Source organism: Paenibacillus sp. LK1 (genome assembly GCF_002750415.1).
GTDB lineage: Bacteria > Bacillota > Bacilli > Paenibacillales > Paenibacillaceae > Paenibacillus > Paenibacillus taichungensis.
The window spans coordinates 101,327-118,216 of record NZ_PEII01000007.1 but is presented as its reverse complement, the minus strand read 5'-3'; the positions used below and the strand labels follow the sequence as shown (position 1 = coordinate 118,216).

The window sequence follows — 16,890 nt, the reverse complement described above, 5'->3', positions numbered from 1 at the left end:
AAGCCTCCGAATTCCTTCGGAGGCTTTTTTCATTTACCATCATTCTATTTGTTTATCTTGAAAGGCTTTTTATCCGACTTAATGAATCTCGAAATGGCTGACACGTACTCCTGCGGACAACACAAGGTATACATCCTGTTGACCTGATACGCCTTTCAGGTCTGCCTTAACCGTGGACCACTGCTGTGCCTCGCCATGTGCCAGTTCCACGCGTCCTGCCAGTGTACCGTCAGGTGCACCCAGTCGAACTTCCAATACCGCATCTGCCTGCTCTGATGATACACGAGCTTCAATCGCTGCTGCATTGCTGCCCAGATCTGCATCCTTGAAGGCAATCCAGCCTTGTTCACCAATCACACGGACAGAAGTTCCGCCTTCTTTGCTCTCATCCAGATCTACACCGAAGTATGCATCGTAATTCTCGGCGCGCGTAGCCACACCCAGATTACGTGCAGGAATGGTCTCCCCTTGTACTGTCAGGTCAGCAACAAGCTGAACATCGGCAGAAGATTTGCCCACCATAATGGAGTAGGTGCCGCTTTCGACCACATAACGATCACGGGTTACATCCCAGATCGCCAGTTCCTGAACTGGCAGTGTGAAGCTGACTTTTACTGTAGCTCCAGCTTCAATATGAAGACGACGGAAACCTTTTAACGTTTTGAGTGGACGTTTCACACGGGACTGTCCGGCACGCACATACAACTGTACAACCTCATCACTGGCGATCGTACCTGTATTTGTCACGTCCACATGCACAGTAATGATCTCTTCGACTCCAGCTTGGGCCGGGTTCAGCTCCAAATTACTGTATTTAAACGATGCATACGTTAATCCATGTCCGAATGGATACAGTACATCACCTTCAAAATACTGATACGTACGTCCGGATTGAATGATATCGTAGTCTCTGATATCAGTCAGCTGATCTGCGGATTGTACCCACGTCATATTCAGGCGGCCTGCTGGTGCATAATCGCCATATAATACGTCAGCTATAGCGTTCCCCAACTCTTGTCCTGCATGGGATGTATACAATACAGCCGGAATATTCTCCTGCACCCAGTTGGACGTGAACGGGTAACTTCCCACGATAACTACAACGGTATTTGGATTCGCTGCATACACGGCTTCAACCAGACGCTGCTGGGATTCAGCCAGGTCCAGACTTGGGCGGTCGATCTCTTCTTTACCATTTACAAGCGGATTGTTGCCGACAAATACAATCGCCGTCTCCGCTTCCTTCGCGGCCGCAACCGCTTCTTCCAATCCATTCACCACAATATCCTTTTTGAACGTTTCCGTAGCACCGAAAGATTTCAACTCTTCGGATACCGCAAACGCATCGTTTCCATTATTGGGTGCCGTTACTGTTTTACCGTTCCAAGTCGTCAGCCCCACGCTTCCGTCTTGTTGTGGCAACAGATGGAATACTTCCTTCACAAACCAGCCATATACTTCATCCGCTGATGCCGTAACCATTTCTTCATCCGTCGTCAGGTATTTCCCATTACTGTCTGCCTTCAGCGTGTAACTGCCAAAGCCCCAGTCACTTAGTGTAAATGTCTCCGCATTTCCCGAAGCAATGATGGATGATTTCTCATCCTCAGCCAATCCGACAGCCTTACCGCTTGCCACTGAAGTCAATGTAATGCGGTCATTGCCATCCTTGAATGCAACCTTGTCGCCGCCTACTTTGCCACTGATCGCTTCAAGCGGGGATACGCTATATGGCATGGTGCCTGCATACCAGTCACGATAGACTGTTCCGCCCAGTTGGCCAATCACAGCCACTTTGCCGGATTTTGTTTTATCCAGCGGCAGTGTGCCTTTATCATTTTTAAGCAGTACCACTTGTTCTCTCGCTGCTCTCAGTGACAGGGCCTTCGCCTTCTCCGTCATCATTGCTTCTTCACCGATCGAAGCATATGGATTGCCCTCAGCCGGATCGAATTCACCCAGACGGAAACGCACACGGAACGTATTGAACAACGCCAGATCGATGTCTTCCATTGTGAGTGTGCCTTGCTCCAGCCCTTCACGCAGTGCCTGTTTCGAAAGATCCGCATCATCGGTAATGCTGTCAATTCCGGCTTTGACGGACTCTACTGTTCCTGGTGTGTGGGAATCATAGTATTTATGATCGTTCTTGATCCCCATGACATCCCCTGCATCACTCACGATGAAGCCATCCATGCCCCATTCGCCCTTCACAATCTCGTTTACAAACGGATGCAGCAATGCTGGTGTACCGTTAATTGAGTTGTACGCGGTCATCATTGACTGTGCGCCGCCCTCTTTAAACGGTTTCTCGAATGCCTTCAGATAATATTCACGCATGTTGCGTGGATCAATGCTCGATGAACCACTGCCACGGTCCACTTCATTATTGTTAGCAAGGAAATGCTTCAACGTGGCAACTGCCTTGTAATACTTCGGATGATCGCCCTGAATTCCCTTAACCAAGGCCGTTGTCAGCTCAGCAGTCAGTTCCGGGTCTTCACCATAAGCCTCTTCGTTCCGACCCCAACGTGGATCACGCTCCATATCAACCGTAGGTGCCCACAGAGTCAGACCGTTTACTGCTGGATTGCGTTTGTAAAATACACGTGCCTCGTCTCCGATCACGGAGCCGATCTCTTTCATCAGATCCGCATCCCATGTGCATGCTAGCCCTACCGGCTGCGGGAAGGAAGTCGCTTCGCCAAGCCAGGCCAGACCATGAGCTGCCTCTGTACCGTGTTTATATGCTGCGATACCCAAGCGTTCTACTGCGGGTTGATATTGCAGCATCGATTCGATTTTCTCATCTTCCGACAGACGGGACACGAGGTCCTTTACACGTGTATCCAGTTCGAGCGTTGTATCCTGGAAAGGATATTTCGTTTGGTTGGTCATAATATGGAATCTCCTTTGGTAATTCATTGATTTATTTAAAATGATAGCGGATACATAACCGATAAATTAATACGAGGTAATTCTTGATGTATCCGACCTCAAAATTCGAAGATTTAACCTTTTAGAATAAGCACTTTATGAGTCATCGTTAACTCTTAATTCCGTTTACTAAAACGGTTTCGGTAAATCTATCATATAGCATGTTTAGTAAAAAAAACAGGGGGGCTTCACAGGAAAATGTGAACTTTCCTCAGGAAAGTATGCGGACAATCGTTTTATTCTGGCACAGTATGGTAATCATGGATAGGAGTATAGATATGACGTACTTATTGAGCTAGGCGTAGTCCTCAATGAAGAAGAATATTGAAGGAGGAAAATCGAGTGAGTGACCATCAACAACCCCCGTCAGGTTTGCCCTCCATCCCGGAATCGCTGTGGAGAGCAACAAACCCATTCAATGAATATCCGAAACTGACAGAAGATACAACCGCCGATGTAGCCATTATTGGTGCAGGAATTGCAGGTATTACAACAGCCTATTTGCTGGCCCAGAAGGGCATGCGTGTGGTCGTGCTTGAAGCCGGAAAAGTACTGGATGGCACAACAGGCCATACAACGGCCAAGGTATCGGCACAGCATGGCGTGATATTTGATGAATTGCTTCATCATTTTGGAGAAGAACAGGCCCGCATGTATTATGAAGGCAATGCAACAGCTGCCAAGTGGATGCGTGATCTGGTAAAAGAGAAACAGATTGATTGCCAGTGGGCTGAGGAAGATGCCTATGTCTACATTCAATCCGAGGAAAATCTCAAGAAGCTGGAGATTGAGCTGACAGCCTATGGCAAGCTGAATATTCCTGGTCAATGGGTTGATCCCCTTCCCATCCCTGTTCCGTCCAGGGCAGGGATTAAGATGCCGGGACAAGCTCGCTTTGACCCGCTCAGTTATTTGCATTACTTACTGGAATCCGCAGTCAAGCAAGGTGTACGCATCTACGAACATACAACGGTAACCGATGTAGAAGAAGATGCCTCGCTACATGTGCGTACATATGAGAATGGTCCATCCGTAACAGCCGAACATGTCGTTGTTGCCTCCCATTTTCCGGTCTATGACCCCGGATTTTATTTTTCACGGCTGCACGCTGAACGTTCCTATGCTGTCGTTGTAGAACCTCAGAAACCTTTCACCGGTGGCATGTATATCTCTGACGATGAACCCTATCGATCCCTGCGTACTGTCATTCATAAAGGGAAGGAACACATCCTCTTTGGCGGGGAAAATCACAAAACCGGACAGGGCATCTGCACTGTCGGTCATTATGAAAATTTGGAGCGCTATGCAGCAGAAACATTTGGCATTCGCAACATCCCTTTCCGCTGGTCAGCCCAGGATCTGATCTCCATCGATAAGGTCCCTTACATTGGGCCAATTACAGGACGACATGAACGTGTCTATGTGGCTACCGGCTTTGCCAAATGGGGAATGACCACAGGAACGATGGCTGGGCATATCCTTACGGACCGGATTACCGGACGCGACAACGCTTACGCTGCTGTATTCGATCCTGCAAGATTCAAGGTAGACCCTGGTGTGAAAAACTTCCTTGTAGAGAATGTCAATGTAGCCGCGGAGCTGATCTCTGGCAAAGTCGGCATTATTCACAAGAACACGGGAGAACTCGGCAATGATGAAGGGGCTGTGGTTCGCCATGACGGTAAACGTGCTGGCGCCTACAAGGACCCGACCGGCAAACTCTTTCTGGTGGATACCACCTGCACCCATTTGGGTTGTGAAGTGGAATGGAATGCTGGGGAACGTTCCTGGGATTGCCCATGCCACGGCTCACGCTTCGATTACGCAGGCAAAGTCATTGAAGGCCCTGCTGTTAAAGACCTTAAGATGCTGGAAGCACAAGAATAAACTAAGCTGATACCCCCATCGTTGTATACCTTCATCCCATAGACCCGGATCGGAATCCGTCTTCAGACGGAAGTAACCGATTCGGGTTTTGCGTATGCTGATCTATAGATTAATTAGCGAGAAAACGAAGTTAGTCCAACTCAGCGGGACATCGTGATACGGAACTATTTTAAAATCACTATCTTGCATTAAACAGTACCGGGTGCTATGATGAATTCACGACTACTGAACAATACACACTAGTGATTGGATAGAGCAACAAGGAGGAACCCAAGTGAATGTTAATATTCAATTCAAAAAAGGGGTGCTGGAACTATGCGTCCTCGTGCTGATCAACCGCCAGGATCGTTACGGCTACGAACTGGCTCAGGCTGTATCCCAGCATATTGAAGTGGCGGAAGGTGCGCTGTATCCCCTTTTGCGGAGATTGGTCAATGACGGCTATTGTACGACTTACCTGCAGGAATCCAGTGAAGGCCCACCACGTAAGTACTACAAACTGTCTGATACCGGCCGTGACTATATGAAGACTCTCACGAATGAATGGAATAGTTTTGTGCGCAATGTCGCAAATCTTATAGAGGAAGGTACCCCAAATGAATAGACAACAATTCATGCAGGCAATGGAGATTCATCTAAGACCGATGGACCCGCTGGAACGGGCCGAATTGCTCGCTGATTATGAACAGCATTTTGAGATGGGATTAAGAGAAGGAAGACTAGAAGAAGAGATTGCGCGGGAACTGGGGCATCCGATCGAGATTGCCAAAGAAGCGTTAGGTGACCGATATGATGCACACACGCCAGGATCTGATCCGTTTTATGCGCCAACATTCGAAGAAATGCGTTCACAGCAAAAGAAGGGGAATCGGGCTGCACGCAACTTCTTCACGGCCATCGGACTTTTTTTCTTGAACATCATACTCGCGATTCCGCTAGGACTGACTCTGTGGTCGGTATGGCTCACCATTGCCAGTTTGTCGCTGCTGGTAGTAGCTCCGGTCGCTGCTGCTGTGGATTTCTTATATCTCGGCCATTTTGAGTATTCTGAATTGTTCGTTTCGATTGGAGTATTCGGTGTAGGCATTCTATTCGCCATTGCAACAAAATCGGTGTTTAAAGCCTTTAAGTCAATCACTCTTCAGTATATAAGATGGAATCAAAAGACGATGAAAGGGGATGTCTAGTCATGAGCACCAAAAAATGGATTGCTTTAGCCATACTATGTATCGGTATCGGTTTGCTCGGAACCTCCATTTACGGAGTTCAGTTCGGAGACAAGAGAGAACCCTACTCCAAACGTTGGGAATTCAAAAATGATGAGCTGCACAATATCATGATGAATGCCAACTTAAGCGCAGATATTGAATTCGTTGTCAGTCCGGATTCCAATGGCTACATTGAAGTCGACGGAAAGTGGGACCCGGCCGTAATTGAAGGTTTTAAACAGGCTTCGATCAAGGATGGAACCTTTACGTTAAATCAGGAAGAGCGTTTGCGTTTGCAATTTTTCACCCTTTATTGGAATAATCAGCAGCAAACGATCACAGTAGCGTTACCTGAAGGACATCAGCTGGATGAAGTTAACATCGTCTCTTCTTCCAGTGACCTGGATCTGAAGGGTCTGCATGCCAATACTTTGGACCTTAACACTACGTCTGGAAGCATTCACCTTCAGGACATTACCGCACCAACCATTCAACTCGATCTAACTTCAGGAGACATTAAAGCTGCAGCAATTGCAGGAGATATGGAAGTCAAACAAACTTCCGGAAGTTTCACGCTGAATGGCATTGATGGCGATGTGACCCGAAGTGTACAGTCGGGAGATACCAAAATTACGCAATTGAACGGTGCAGCAAATGTTAAGTTCACTTCCGGTAGTGTGAAAATTGAGCAAGAAGTTTCCGGTCCAATTGATGTATCGGGACAGTCAGGAGATATTTCCATACAGGCGGCGCCTGATTTTGACGGTATTTACGATGCACAGGCCACATCCGGTGATGTGAATATTCCAGATTCCCCCATGGTAAGCCGTGAGGTCATCAAAGCGCGCACTACCTCAGGCAGCATCAAGATCAAACAATCATCATAAATCATGATGAAGCAAATATTCGAACTGTGGGTAATATAGTATAATTAAATGCTAGTCCAATTCTAAGGAGGAGTTACCCACATGGAACTTAAAAATAAAACGGCTGTCATCACTGGCGCCGGTAAAGGTATTGGCCGTGCCATTGCTGAAGCACTTGCCAAGGAAGGTGTGCATCTCGGACTGATCGCTCGGACGGCCTCCGATCTGGAGGCTCTCCAGCAATCGCTGAGCCAGGAATATGGTGTAAAAGTAACCAGTGCCATTGCGGATATTTCCGATCGTACTCAGGCTGAAGCAGCCGTAGCTGCGATTGAGATGGAGCTTGGCGCAGTCGACATTCTGATCAACAATGCAGGCATTGCAAGCTTCGGCACACTGTTGGACATGGACCCGGAAGAGTGGGAACGTATCCTGCATGTTAATGTCATGGGTACATATTATGTAACTCGTGCTGTACTGCCAAGCATGATTAAGGAAAGCAGCGGCAGCATTATCAACATCGCCTCCACCGCAGGCGAGCGTGGATTTGCTACAGGCTCAGCTTACTGTGCTTCCAAATTCGCATTGCTCGGCATGACCGAATCCCTGATGCAGGAAGTGCGCAAATCCAATATCCGGGTTACTGCGTTAACACCAAGTACAGTGAACACGGAGCTGGCAACGAATGCCGGACTCAAAATTGGAGACGAAGACCGCATGATGCAAGCGGAAGACGTAGCTGAACTGGCTTTGGCGACACTCAAACTGTCGGACCGTGTATTTGTTAAAGCCGCAGGCATCTGGACAACTAACCCACAGTAAGCAGGAGTAGTCAGACCATTTATAAAGAACAATGAATGACGAAGCAACCATTTCTAATGATGCACTCCGTCGCCATCCGGCCGCCCGAGAAACCTCTGGGCGGCCTTTTATATATTCAGTAGCCGCCAAAGTGTCCGAATACGATTCATCACGCTGATTCTCTATCCTTATGATTAATGCAGCGTTACTTCTCTCCTTTTCCATTCCAAGATCCTCTGCTTATGCGTTCCACAAATGATCCAAATCCAACTCCTTGGACACGGCGATCAGTACTACCGCGGGCTCCTCCCCAATATTGGTTACTTCGTGGGGAACGATGGCATTCCAGCTGAATGAATCCCCCGCTTCCAGAATCTCTACATCCTCACACTGCTCTGCGCGAATTCGGCCTTGCAGAACCAGATGGCTTTCTTCTCCGGCGTGCTTATTAACTCCAGTCGATGCACCTGCTGGCAGCTCCACAATGGACATACGCATGGCGCCCTTGGCTGTTAGATGCTGTACTTTGATCTGCCCACTTCCGGCAGTCGTCTCCTTGCGCTCATCCTTACGCACCACGTTCATCCGCTGTTCCGGTGACAGCAGCAAGTATGGCAGTGGCACTTCCAGATAATCCGCGATACTTTCGAGCGTCGCGATGGACGGTGATGTCTTATTATTTTCCACGTTGCTGATAAATCCCTTGGATAGCCCCGTACCTTCGCACATTTGCATGATCGTGATCTGTTTTTGTTTGCGGATCGTACGAATGGCTAGACCAATATCCATGCTGCAATCCTCCCCCTTTGATCTGTATATCCGATCTGTATATTCATTACTCCATCTTATTCTGCGTTTGGTTCATAAAAAACAATCCGGTTGCCAAACGGATCAATCACTGTCATTTCCCTGAGATTCCACGGCGTGTCGGTAATGCCAGGTCTGGAATGCTTGTACTTTTTCCGATTGAGCGCCTCACATAATGCATCAAGCGCATCCGTTTCTATTCGTAAAGCCGCTCCAGGCGTACAATCGCCATGATGTCCGGATAGATGCAATTGAATGGAATCCAAAGATACCTGCATATATAACGGCAAATCTGGCTCAAACCGATGTTCCCAATCCAATCGAAAACCCAGATATTCCAGGTAGAACTCTTTCGCCTTGTCTTCATCAAATATCCTCAGAATAGGTACGATTCCGTTGAGCATTATTATCACGTCCTTGGGAGTAATATATGGATTACTTTGCCGATCCGCCTGCTACATCGTTATAGATCATTATAGATTTCTTATACGGAACATATTTTCATAATACAAAAAAAATATTGACCCTACAATGGAATCATGATAAATTTTGTTCATTAATAAGAATATTAATTTCATATTAGTGAACTTTATTTTGATTACTTATTTCTTATCAGGTGGTGGTTGCATTGAATTATTCATTGACTTACGAGGTTCGGCTTCCTTCCAATTACAATACAGAACAACAATATCCCGTTATCTTTGCCCTGCATGGCATGGGTTCGGATGAACAGGATATGCTTCGCTTAATGGAGCCTCTTCAGTCCGATTTTATTATCGTCGCCGTACGTGGGCCTATTGGTCAGGGGAGCGGCTACGCCTATTTTCAAATTAAAAGCATTGGCAATCCCGTCCGTGAATTATTCGACGCCTCTGTTCAGGGACTGCAACAGCTAATCGTTGACCTGTCTGCCAAATATACCATTGAACCCGCACGGCGTTATATCGCTGGGTTCAGTCAGGGAGCCATTATGGCGATGACGCTCTCGCTGATTATGGGAGATGCTATCAAGGGAATTGTAGCTATGAGTGGTTACATTCCGCAATTTGTGAAAGACGAATACAAGATAAAGCCCAACTCGGAGTTATCTGTATTTATATCGCATGGCGATCAGGATCATCTCTTCCCGCTGCAACTTGGTGAAGATAACGCCAGCTTCTTCCGTGAACAGACCAATAACGTTACGTACGTTCCATATCACGGTGGACATCAAGTCACCCCCGACTTATATCAACAATTTCAACAATGGCTTCGGACGGATGCCAAGCTGACTGCCGAAGACCCGAAAGGACTGAATTCATAATGATGCCATCCCTGTTTATTGCTCACGGTGCGCCATCACTTGCACTGGAGGAAAATGCATACACTGAATTTCTGCAAAAACTTGGACAGGAACTGCCGAAACCCAAAGCGATCGTATTGTTCTCTGCTCACTGGGAATCTACAACTCAGTTGGTTTCTTCAGTAGCCAATTACGAAACCATCTATGATTTCGGCGGCTTCCAGCCCGAGCTGTATCAGATCAAATACCCTTCTCAAGGACATGAAGAGACAGCAGCGGAAATCCAGCGCCTGTTCGCGAATGCTGGGATTCCTGTAGAAAGTGACTCCGTTCGCGGTCTGGACCACGGTGCATGGGTCGTCCTTCGTCTGCTCTATCCGAATGCGGACATTCCGGTCGTTGCTTTATCCGTGAATCGATATCTGTCCAATGAACAGCAATATCAGGTAGGACAAGCGCTGGCTACATTGCGTGAGCAGGACGTTCTAGTGATTGGCAGTGGAGGAACGGTACACAACCTGCGTCAGTTAAACTGGGAAAGCGCAGGCGTTGACCCTTGGGCCATGGCGTTTGACAACTGGCTGCAAGACAAACTGGTGAGTTGGGATACAGAGTCCCTCTTCGCCTATGACAAACTGGCGCCATCAGCCCAAGCAGCCGTGCCAACGCCAGAGCATTTTGTACCATTGCTGCTCGCCATGGGTGCGGGAGATCAGAACAAGCAGGCATCACTCCTGTTCAAAGCCTATCAGTATGGCAACCTGAGCCTGTCTTGCTGGAAATTTGATTGATTCATTGATATAACACCTTATATAAAAATAACCAGACACTCGTGCGAACTCGCACGGGTGTTTTTAGTGATATGACCTTTTTTGCATAATGCTGGGATTTGTAAAGCAAGCTATAATAACATTTAGTGGAAATGACCAAGCTGTAATTAAGGAATACTCTTTCTACACCTATCACATCTTTCTGGGAGGAACATTCGAAGTGGCTGAACAACCAAAGTCTGAGAGCTTAATGTCTCTCGTCAAAAAGGGGAACACATCCTCGGCTGTAGCTATGGCAGGAAATGCTGTACTTGCACTGTGCAAAGGAGGAGCCTTTCTATTCAGTGGCAGTGGCGCCATGTTCGCCTCGGCGATGCACTCTCTAGCCGATGCCATCAACCAAGGGTTTGTCTTTGTCGGAAGTGTGTTGTCCGAGAAAAAACCTACACGCCGCTTTCCGACCGGATTCGGGCGGGTCATCAACATTTTCTGTATGATTGCCGTTATCGTTGTTACTATTATGGCGTATGAAACAATCCATGAAGGGATTCACTTGTTACTGCATCCGGCTGCTCATTCCGGCGGTATCTGGATTAACATCGGTGTGCTGGTGCTTAACATTGTGATTGATGGAGCCATTTTGATTAAAGCGATGAAAGAAATTCTACACGAAGCACGCGCGCCCAAAGCGACAGGCCTCGCCCTGTTCCCTGCTGCGATCAAAAATGTAGGACGCGCCGCACCGCCAACACGCCTTGTATTTTACGAAGATATTGTAGCGGTACTCGGTGCGACACTCGCACTAGTCTCTGTCGTCGTCATTGCACTGACCAATTTTGCATTGCTCGATGGAATCGTGACGACCATTATTGGATGCTTGATGATTGCTGTCGCTTTCCGTGTCGGTTATGACAATATGATCGGACTGATTGGTGTAGCCGCTCCACAGGATGTTGAGGATAAAGTATCCCAGACCATTCTGGCAGACTCTCATGTTGCAGATATCCAGATGATGCGCATTATTCAGGAAGGTCGTTATTATCACGTAGAAGGTCTGATTGAACTGACCAAAGGATTGAGTCTTGCCGATGCCGATGATATCAAGTTCCGTATCCAAGAGAAGTTAATGACAGATCCGGACATCGCTGATGCGGCCATTTCGATTATCGAAGATGATGGCGTGAACAGCTGGGGCAAGAAGCATTCTGATGTATTGAAATAACGGATTGTCCTGTTTTAATAATAGAAAAGGGCCCACACTTCGCGGAGTGGGCTTCTTTACATAGCAAACAACGTGACATAGCTAATATAACTCCATGGCTGCTAAAGTTGAGCTAAACTTGTTGGTTAGCATTCGTTGAGTGACAGGCATGAGGTTTACTTCTGCCACCTTGCTTCATGCCCATCTTTATCAATTTATCCAGCCATTTCAGACGGAACGTTTCAGTGGAGCCTTTGATTGGACTAATCTCGATTGCATGTTTTTAACCTAGACTTTAGTCTAGGTTCAGTTTAACTCCAAAGACCGAGGATACCCTTTTGCGGTTCATGGTATGCTGTGAATAACGAGAAAACATACTCCATGACCGTTCGGGAATTGATCTTGTATTGAAAAGGAGAGATATTATGGCTAAACGCACCATCCTTGCGCCTGTGCTTATTTTGCTCGGCGTATACCTGATTTTGAACCAGGGAGGTTCACTCGGTCCGGGTACGATCTTCGCCACGTTCTGGCCCACCCTATTTGTGATTCCACTGGGGCTATTCTTCCACTGGCTGTACTTCTCCATGATTGGACGAGGGATCGGATTGCTGGTTCCCGGGGGCATCTTGCTTACGGCAGGTATTGTCAGCCAGATCGCCATGCTCTTCGGTAACTGGAGCACGATGTGGCCTGGCTTCATTCTTGCGGTAGCGGTAGGTTTGTTTGAATTGTATTGGTTCGGTGGCCGTAACAAATGGTTGCTGATTCCAATCAACATTCTGACGGTTATCTCACTGTTATTCTTCTCCGTCATGTCGATTGGCACGATGCTGAACAGTCTGTCCTTTGTCCAGCCGTTCGTGGCCATTGTGCTGATTATGGGCGGGGCATGGATCATTGTGGGTCGCAAAAAGCGCATGTAAATCTTATGTCGTTTACACTTGACCACTGCGGTGACAGAACAACTTCGGATCGCTGTTATCCCCAGATTTTTTTGAATCCCATCTAGAATGGTAAAATCTGGGGATAAAGGCGAGCGCTTCGCTTCCTTCGTTTGTTCTGTCCCCTCCGTTAACGTGTAAACAAAGATAAGAAAACCATCTGAGCTATTTGCTCTGAGGTAGGGTAAAAAAATAAAGGGGTGCAGCTCGTCATTTAATTGAAATGACGAGCTGCACCCCTATTTATTCTAACGAACTTTACACGGCTATTGGTGATCATTTATTCCCATTTGAGTTTTAACGAATCAGAGAGACGCTGTACATCTCACTCGAATACCTTTATTTGCTATGCATTTTAAATTCGAGGAACAAATCGTTATAATGCGAGAGCATTTTTTTGCCCAGATTATTGTATACTTCCAGCTTACCCGTCAGCGTCTCATCTGGATAGAATCGCTCATCCTCCGAAATATCCTCTGGCAGCAGCTTCAATGCCTCGGCGTTCGGTGTAGAGTACCCGACATATTCAGCATTACGAGCCGCATGATCCGGGTCCAGCATGAAGTTAATAAACTGATGAGCGCCTTCAATATTACTCGCGGTCTTCGGAATGACCATGTTATCGAACCAAAGGTTCGAGCCTTCCTCCGGAACCACGTAATCCAGCTTGTCGTTCTCATCCATAATTTCTGACGCATCACCGGACCATACGAGTCCAACCGCCGCTTCCTCGTTTGCCAGCAGCATTTTGATCTCGTCTCCGACAATCGCTCTGACGTTAGGCGTCAGGGTGGACAGTTTCTTCAAAGCTTCCTGCAGATGATCTTCGTTCGTATCGTTCAACGAATACCCGAGGCTGTTCAGCCCCATACCGATGACTTCACGGGCACCGTCGAGCAGCAAGATTTGATTTTTCAAACGTGGGTCCCACAGGTCGTTCCAGCTCTCAAATGTTAACCCATCAACCAGTTCAGGATTGTATACAATACCTACCGTACCCCAGAAGTAAGGGATGGAGTACTTGTTGTCCTCATCAAAGGATAGGTCCATGAACCGAGAGTCGATGTTGCTCAGATTGGGCAGCTTGCTGTGATCCAGCGGAATGAGCAGGTTTTCCTCTTTCATTTTGCTAATCGCATACTCGGAAGGAATCGCCACATCAAACGTCGTTCCGCCCTGCTCAATCTTGGTTAACATCGCTTCGTTCGAATCAAACGTCTGGTAGATCACCTTGATGCCGGTCTCTTGCTCAAATTCCTTCAGCAAATCGGGGTCGATATAATCGCCCCAGTTGTAAATCGTCAACGTGTTGCCGCCGGAATATCCCTGACTCTTGTTCAGATACGAAGCGAGAATCATCAAGGCAAAGGCAGCCACAAATACAATTGCAAATGTCCGTACCAGTTGCTTCATGGACGCAGCCCCCTTCCGGCAGGCGTACGCGCGGCACGGCGGTTAATGAAGTAATACCCAACCACCAGCAGCACCGTCAGCAGGAACAGCAGCGTGGACAGCGCATTGATGGACAATGACACACCCTGCCTTGCTCTTGAATAAATCTCCACAGAGAGTGTGGAATATCCGTTCCCTGTAACAAAGAACGTTACTGCGAAGTCATCAAGCGAGTAAGTCAAGGCCATGAAGAACCCGGCAAATATACCCGGTTTGACGTATGGCAGCACCACACGAGTCAGAATCTGCCACGATCCGGCACCCAGGTCGCGTGCCGCATCCATCAGCGTTGGACTCATCTCCTGAAGCTTTGGCAGCACCATAATCACGACAATCGGCACGCTGAATGCGATATGAGACAACAATACCGAAGTGAATCCAAGCTTGATGCCAATCATGGTGAACAGAATCAGAAAGGATGCACCAATGATGACATCCGGACTAACGATCAGCACGTTATTGAGTGACAGCAACGTATTCTTGGTCCGTTTGCGCCGCACATGATAGATCGCCAGTGCCCCTGCCACACCGAGCATCGTCGAGATCGCCGAGGACAGGAGCGCAATAATAAACGTATTCAGTACAATGATCAGCAGCCGAGTATCGGCAAATACTTCCCTGTACCATTCCAATGTAAATCCTTCGAAGCCGCGCATATGCCCGCCACTGTTGAAGGAATAGAAGATCAGATACGCGATCGGTGCGTACAGTATGGCGAATACAACGGCCAGATAGACGTTAGACAGCTTTCCGTTTCTTCCCATTACGCACCTCCTTTTTGCCTGATCCGGTCAGGAACATAATGATCGCCATCGCAATAATCAAAAAGACGGCAATCGTCGAACCCATCCCCCAGTCCTGGGTGACGAGAAAATGCTGCTCAATCGCTGTTCCCAGCGTAATTACCCGGTTTCCCGCAATAAGGCGGGTAATCATAAACAAGGATAGCGCCGGAATAAATACGGCCTGGCAGCCGGATTTCACACCGCTGAGCGTCAGTGGGAAGATAACCCGGCGGAACGTCAGCCATGATGATGCCCCGAGATCCCGTGCTGCATAGATCAGCGATGGGTTCATCTCTTCCAACGCGTTGAAGATCGGCAGGATCATGAATGGAATGAAGATGTACACCGAAACAAAGATAAAGCTGAAATCGGTGAACAGAATCTGTTGTGTGCCAATGCCCACTACTTCAAGCAGGGAATTGGTCAAGCCATACGTGCCGAAGAGGCCGATAAAGGCGTACGCTTTTAACAACAGATTGATCCAGCTTGGCAAAATAATAAGCAGCAGCCACAGCTGCTTGTGCTTTGTACGAGTTAGTAAATACGCCGTCGGATACGAGACCAACAGCGAGAACACCGTGATCAGAAATGCATACCAGAACGAGCTCAGCGTCATCTGCATGTACACAGGTGTAAAGAACCGAGCGTAGTTACCCAGCGTGAAATTGCCCTCCACATCGAAGAACGAGTAATACACCACCAGCAGAACCGGAGCAACTACAAACAACACCATCCATAATACATATGGAATCAGATACGCATTGCGTGTACTCGCCTTAGCCTGCATGAACGGCCTCTTGATAGGCTTCCAGACGTTTATCGAACTCTTCTTCCGTCTCGTTAAAGCGCATGACGTGGATGGCTTCCGGGTCAAAATACAGTCCAATACGAGCACCTACAACGGCTTTCTTCGTGGAATGCACCAGCCACTCATTACCCGCATCATCGTAGGTCGATATCTCGTAGTGCACCCCACGGAACAGCTGGGAGTCCACGTTGACCTGCATCTTGCCCTGTTCCTCGGTTGTAATCTCCATATCCTCTGGACGAATCACAATCTCCACAGGCTCGTCCCGCTGCAAACCCTGATCGACACACTCGTACTCTGCGCCAGCGAATTCCACCACAAAGTCCTGCTTCATTTTGCCGGATACAATGTTCGATTCACCAATAAAGTCCGCCACAAAACGGTTAATCGGCTCATCATAGATATCATTCGGTGTTCCGCTCTGTTGAATGACGCCGCCGTTCAGGACAAAGATCTCATCCGACATCGCCAAGGCTTCTTCCTGATCATGCGTGACAAAAATAAACGTAATGCCCAATCTCTGTTGCAGCTCACGCAGTTCATACTGCATTTCGGTCCGCAGCTTCAGATCGAGCGCCGAAAGCGGCTCGTCCAGCAGCAAAATCTCGGGCTCATTCACAATCGCCCGCGCAATGGCGACACGTTGCCGCTGTCCGCCGGACATCTCGCCAATTTCACGGTTTTCATAACCGGAGAGATTGACGAACTTGAGTGCTTCCAGCACTTTGCCGCGAATTTCAGCGGTTTTCATTTTTTTGATCCGCAAACCAAAAGCTACGTTCTCAAATACGTTCAAATGTGGAAATAACGCGTAATCCTGAAATACGGTATTCACCTGCCGCTGGTGAGCTGGCACTTGGTTAATCAATGCACCGTTAAAATAAATACTGCCCTGTGTCGGCTCCGCAAAGCCAGCGATCAGGCGCAATATCGTTGTTTTCCCGCAGCCTGACGGGCCGAGTAGCGTATAAAATTTACCCCGCTCAATCTCGAAGCTGACTTCCTTCAATACGGCTTCATCCTGATCGTATTGCTGGGTCACCCGGTCGAACCGGATAATCGGTTGTTGTTCTGACATGCTTCATTTCGCCCCCTTTAAACTTGAGGTATACCTTGAGCCTGTACACTTCTTTTCATGCATG

General features: G+C 47.8%; 16 protein-coding genes. 9 read left to right on the top strand and 7 right to left on the bottom strand.

The features are described 5' to 3' along the window. Positions 1-78 precede the first annotated feature (78 nt). A complete protein-coding gene (locus CS562_RS16850; protein WP_099857373.1) occupies positions 79-2,898 on the bottom strand; it encodes a glycoside hydrolase family 3 C-terminal domain-containing protein in 2,820 nt (939 codons plus the stop codon). 381 nt (positions 2,899-3,279) lie between these two features. Here CS562_RS16850 and CS562_RS16845 point away from each other — a divergent pair, with 381 nt between their 5' ends. From CS562_RS16845 to CS562_RS16825, 5 genes are all read left to right on the top strand, one after another. Continuing rightward, positions 3,280-4,824: an FAD-dependent oxidoreductase gene (locus CS562_RS16845; protein WP_099857371.1), complete on the top strand. Its 1,545-nt coding sequence runs from the start codon at positions 3,280-3,282 to the stop codon at positions 4,822-4,824. Between the two features lie 274 nt (positions 4,825-5,098). After that, positions 5,099-5,428 carry a PadR family transcriptional regulator gene (locus tag CS562_RS16840; protein WP_076287486.1) on the top strand — a complete coding sequence of 110 codons (330 nt, stop codon included), beginning with the start codon at positions 5,099-5,101 and terminating at the stop codon, positions 5,426-5,428. After that, the gene (locus tag CS562_RS16835) at positions 5,421-6,011 is read left to right on the top strand and encodes an HAAS signaling domain-containing protein (protein ID WP_076287485.1); all 591 of its coding nucleotides are present in this window, start codon (positions 5,421-5,423) and stop codon (positions 6,009-6,011) included. Before CS562_RS16840 ends, CS562_RS16835 begins: the two co-directional genes overlap by 8 nt. 2 nt (positions 6,012-6,013) lie before the next feature. Further along, complete coding sequence (locus CS562_RS16830) at positions 6,014-6,919, top strand: DUF4097 family beta strand repeat-containing protein (protein WP_180287163.1); 906 nt, start codon at positions 6,014-6,016, stop codon at positions 6,917-6,919. Positions 6,920-7,000: 81 nt separating this feature from the next. Continuing rightward, complete coding sequence (locus tag CS562_RS16825; RefSeq protein WP_064641804.1) at positions 7,001-7,720, top strand: 3-ketoacyl-ACP reductase; 720 nt, start codon at positions 7,001-7,003, stop codon at positions 7,718-7,720. 219 nt (positions 7,721-7,939) lie between these two features. On the opposite strand, the gene CS562_RS16820 is transcribed toward CS562_RS16825, so the two are convergent. After that, on the bottom strand, positions 7,940-8,488 hold the full coding sequence (locus tag CS562_RS16820; protein ID WP_064641803.1) for a helix-turn-helix domain-containing protein: 549 nt from the start codon (positions 8,486-8,488) through the stop codon (positions 7,940-7,942). 56 nt (positions 8,489-8,544) lie between these two features. Beyond that, positions 8,545-8,910: a glyoxalase superfamily protein gene (locus CS562_RS16815; protein ID WP_179087120.1), complete on the bottom strand. Its 366-nt coding sequence runs from the start codon at positions 8,908-8,910 to the stop codon at positions 8,545-8,547. Between the two features lie 224 nt (positions 8,911-9,134). Between CS562_RS16815 and CS562_RS16810 the strand changes: the two genes are divergently transcribed. The 4 genes from CS562_RS16810 (at position 9,135) to CS562_RS16795 (ending at position 12,685) form a co-directional block, all read left to right on the top strand. Continuing rightward, a complete protein-coding gene (locus CS562_RS16810; RefSeq protein WP_099857366.1) occupies positions 9,135-9,809 on the top strand; it encodes an alpha/beta hydrolase in 675 nt (224 codons plus the stop codon). Then, the gene (locus tag CS562_RS16805; protein ID WP_099857363.1) at positions 9,809-10,579 is read left to right on the top strand and encodes a DODA-type extradiol aromatic ring-opening family dioxygenase; all 771 of its coding nucleotides are present in this window, start codon (positions 9,809-9,811) and stop codon (positions 10,577-10,579) included. The genes CS562_RS16810 and CS562_RS16805 overlap by 1 nt, the downstream gene beginning before the upstream one ends. A 199-nt stretch (positions 10,580-10,778) precedes the next feature. Then, entirely contained in the window at positions 10,779-11,780 is a 1,002-nt protein-coding gene (locus tag CS562_RS16800; RefSeq protein ID WP_099857361.1) for a cation diffusion facilitator family transporter, read from the top strand. A 404-nt stretch (positions 11,781-12,184) separates the two neighbouring features. After that, positions 12,185-12,685, top strand: a complete 501-nt coding sequence (locus CS562_RS16795; protein ID WP_076287481.1) for an NfeD family protein — start codon at positions 12,185-12,187, stop codon at positions 12,683-12,685. Positions 12,686-13,042: 357 nt separating this feature from the next. Here the strand turns inward: CS562_RS16795 and CS562_RS16790 are convergent, their stop codons facing one another. From CS562_RS16790 to CS562_RS16775, 4 genes are read right to left on the bottom strand one after another with little or no spacing between them, the layout of a single operon-like run. After that, the gene (locus CS562_RS16790) at positions 13,043-14,116 is read right to left on the bottom strand and encodes an ABC transporter substrate-binding protein (protein ID WP_076287478.1); all 1,074 of its coding nucleotides are present in this window, start codon (positions 14,114-14,116) and stop codon (positions 13,043-13,045) included. Beyond that, positions 14,113-14,919, bottom strand: coding sequence for an ABC transporter permease (locus CS562_RS16785; protein ID WP_064641797.1), 807 nt, complete (start codon positions 14,917-14,919; stop codon positions 14,113-14,115). Before CS562_RS16785 ends, CS562_RS16790 begins: the two co-directional genes overlap by 4 nt. After that, a complete protein-coding gene (locus CS562_RS16780; RefSeq protein ID WP_099857359.1) occupies positions 14,894-15,727 on the bottom strand; it encodes an ABC transporter permease in 834 nt (277 codons plus the stop codon). The genes CS562_RS16785 and CS562_RS16780 overlap by 26 nt, the downstream gene beginning before the upstream one ends. Beyond that, entirely contained in the window at positions 15,717-16,826 is a 1,110-nt protein-coding gene (locus CS562_RS16775) for an ABC transporter ATP-binding protein (protein ID WP_099857357.1), read from the bottom strand. Before CS562_RS16775 ends, CS562_RS16780 begins: the two co-directional genes overlap by 11 nt. Positions 16,827-16,890 lie beyond the last annotated feature (64 nt).

Excerpts from the sequence above, each read along its gene's own strand:
- CS562_RS16850 (WP_099857373.1), bottom strand. The coding sequence starts at position 2,898 with ATGACCAACCAAACGAAATATCCTTTCCAGGATACAACGCTCGAACTG.
- CS562_RS16835 (WP_076287485.1), top strand. The coding sequence starts at position 5,421 with ATGAATAGACAACAATTCATGCAGGCAATGGAGATTCATCTAAGACCG.
- CS562_RS16830 (WP_180287163.1), top strand. The coding sequence starts at position 6,014 with ATGAGCACCAAAAAATGGATTGCTTTAGCCATACTATGTATCGGTATC.
- CS562_RS16825 (WP_064641804.1), top strand. The coding sequence starts at position 7,001 with ATGGAACTTAAAAATAAAACGGCTGTCATCACTGGCGCCGGTAAAGGT.
- CS562_RS16820 (WP_064641803.1), bottom strand. The coding sequence starts at position 8,488 with ATGGATATTGGTCTAGCCATTCGTACGATCCGCAAACAAAAACAGATC.
- CS562_RS16815 (WP_179087120.1), bottom strand. The coding sequence starts at position 8,910 with ATGCTCAACGGAATCGTACCTATTCTGAGGATATTTGATGAAGACAAG.
- CS562_RS16805 (WP_099857363.1), top strand. The coding sequence starts at position 9,809 with ATGATGCCATCCCTGTTTATTGCTCACGGTGCGCCATCACTTGCACTG.
- CS562_RS16795 (WP_076287481.1), top strand. The coding sequence starts at position 12,185 with ATGGCTAAACGCACCATCCTTGCGCCTGTGCTTATTTTGCTCGGCGTA.
- CS562_RS16790 (WP_076287478.1), bottom strand. The coding sequence starts at position 14,116 with ATGAAGCAACTGGTACGGACATTTGCAATTGTATTTGTGGCTGCCTTT.
- CS562_RS16785 (WP_064641797.1), bottom strand. The coding sequence starts at position 14,919 with ATGGGAAGAAACGGAAAGCTGTCTAACGTCTATCTGGCCGTTGTATTC.
- CS562_RS16780 (WP_099857359.1), bottom strand. The coding sequence starts at position 15,727 with ATGCAGGCTAAGGCGAGTACACGCAATGCGTATCTGATTCCATATGTA.
- CS562_RS16775 (WP_099857357.1), bottom strand. The coding sequence starts at position 16,826 with ATGTCAGAACAACAACCGATTATCCGGTTCGACCGGGTGACCCAGCAA.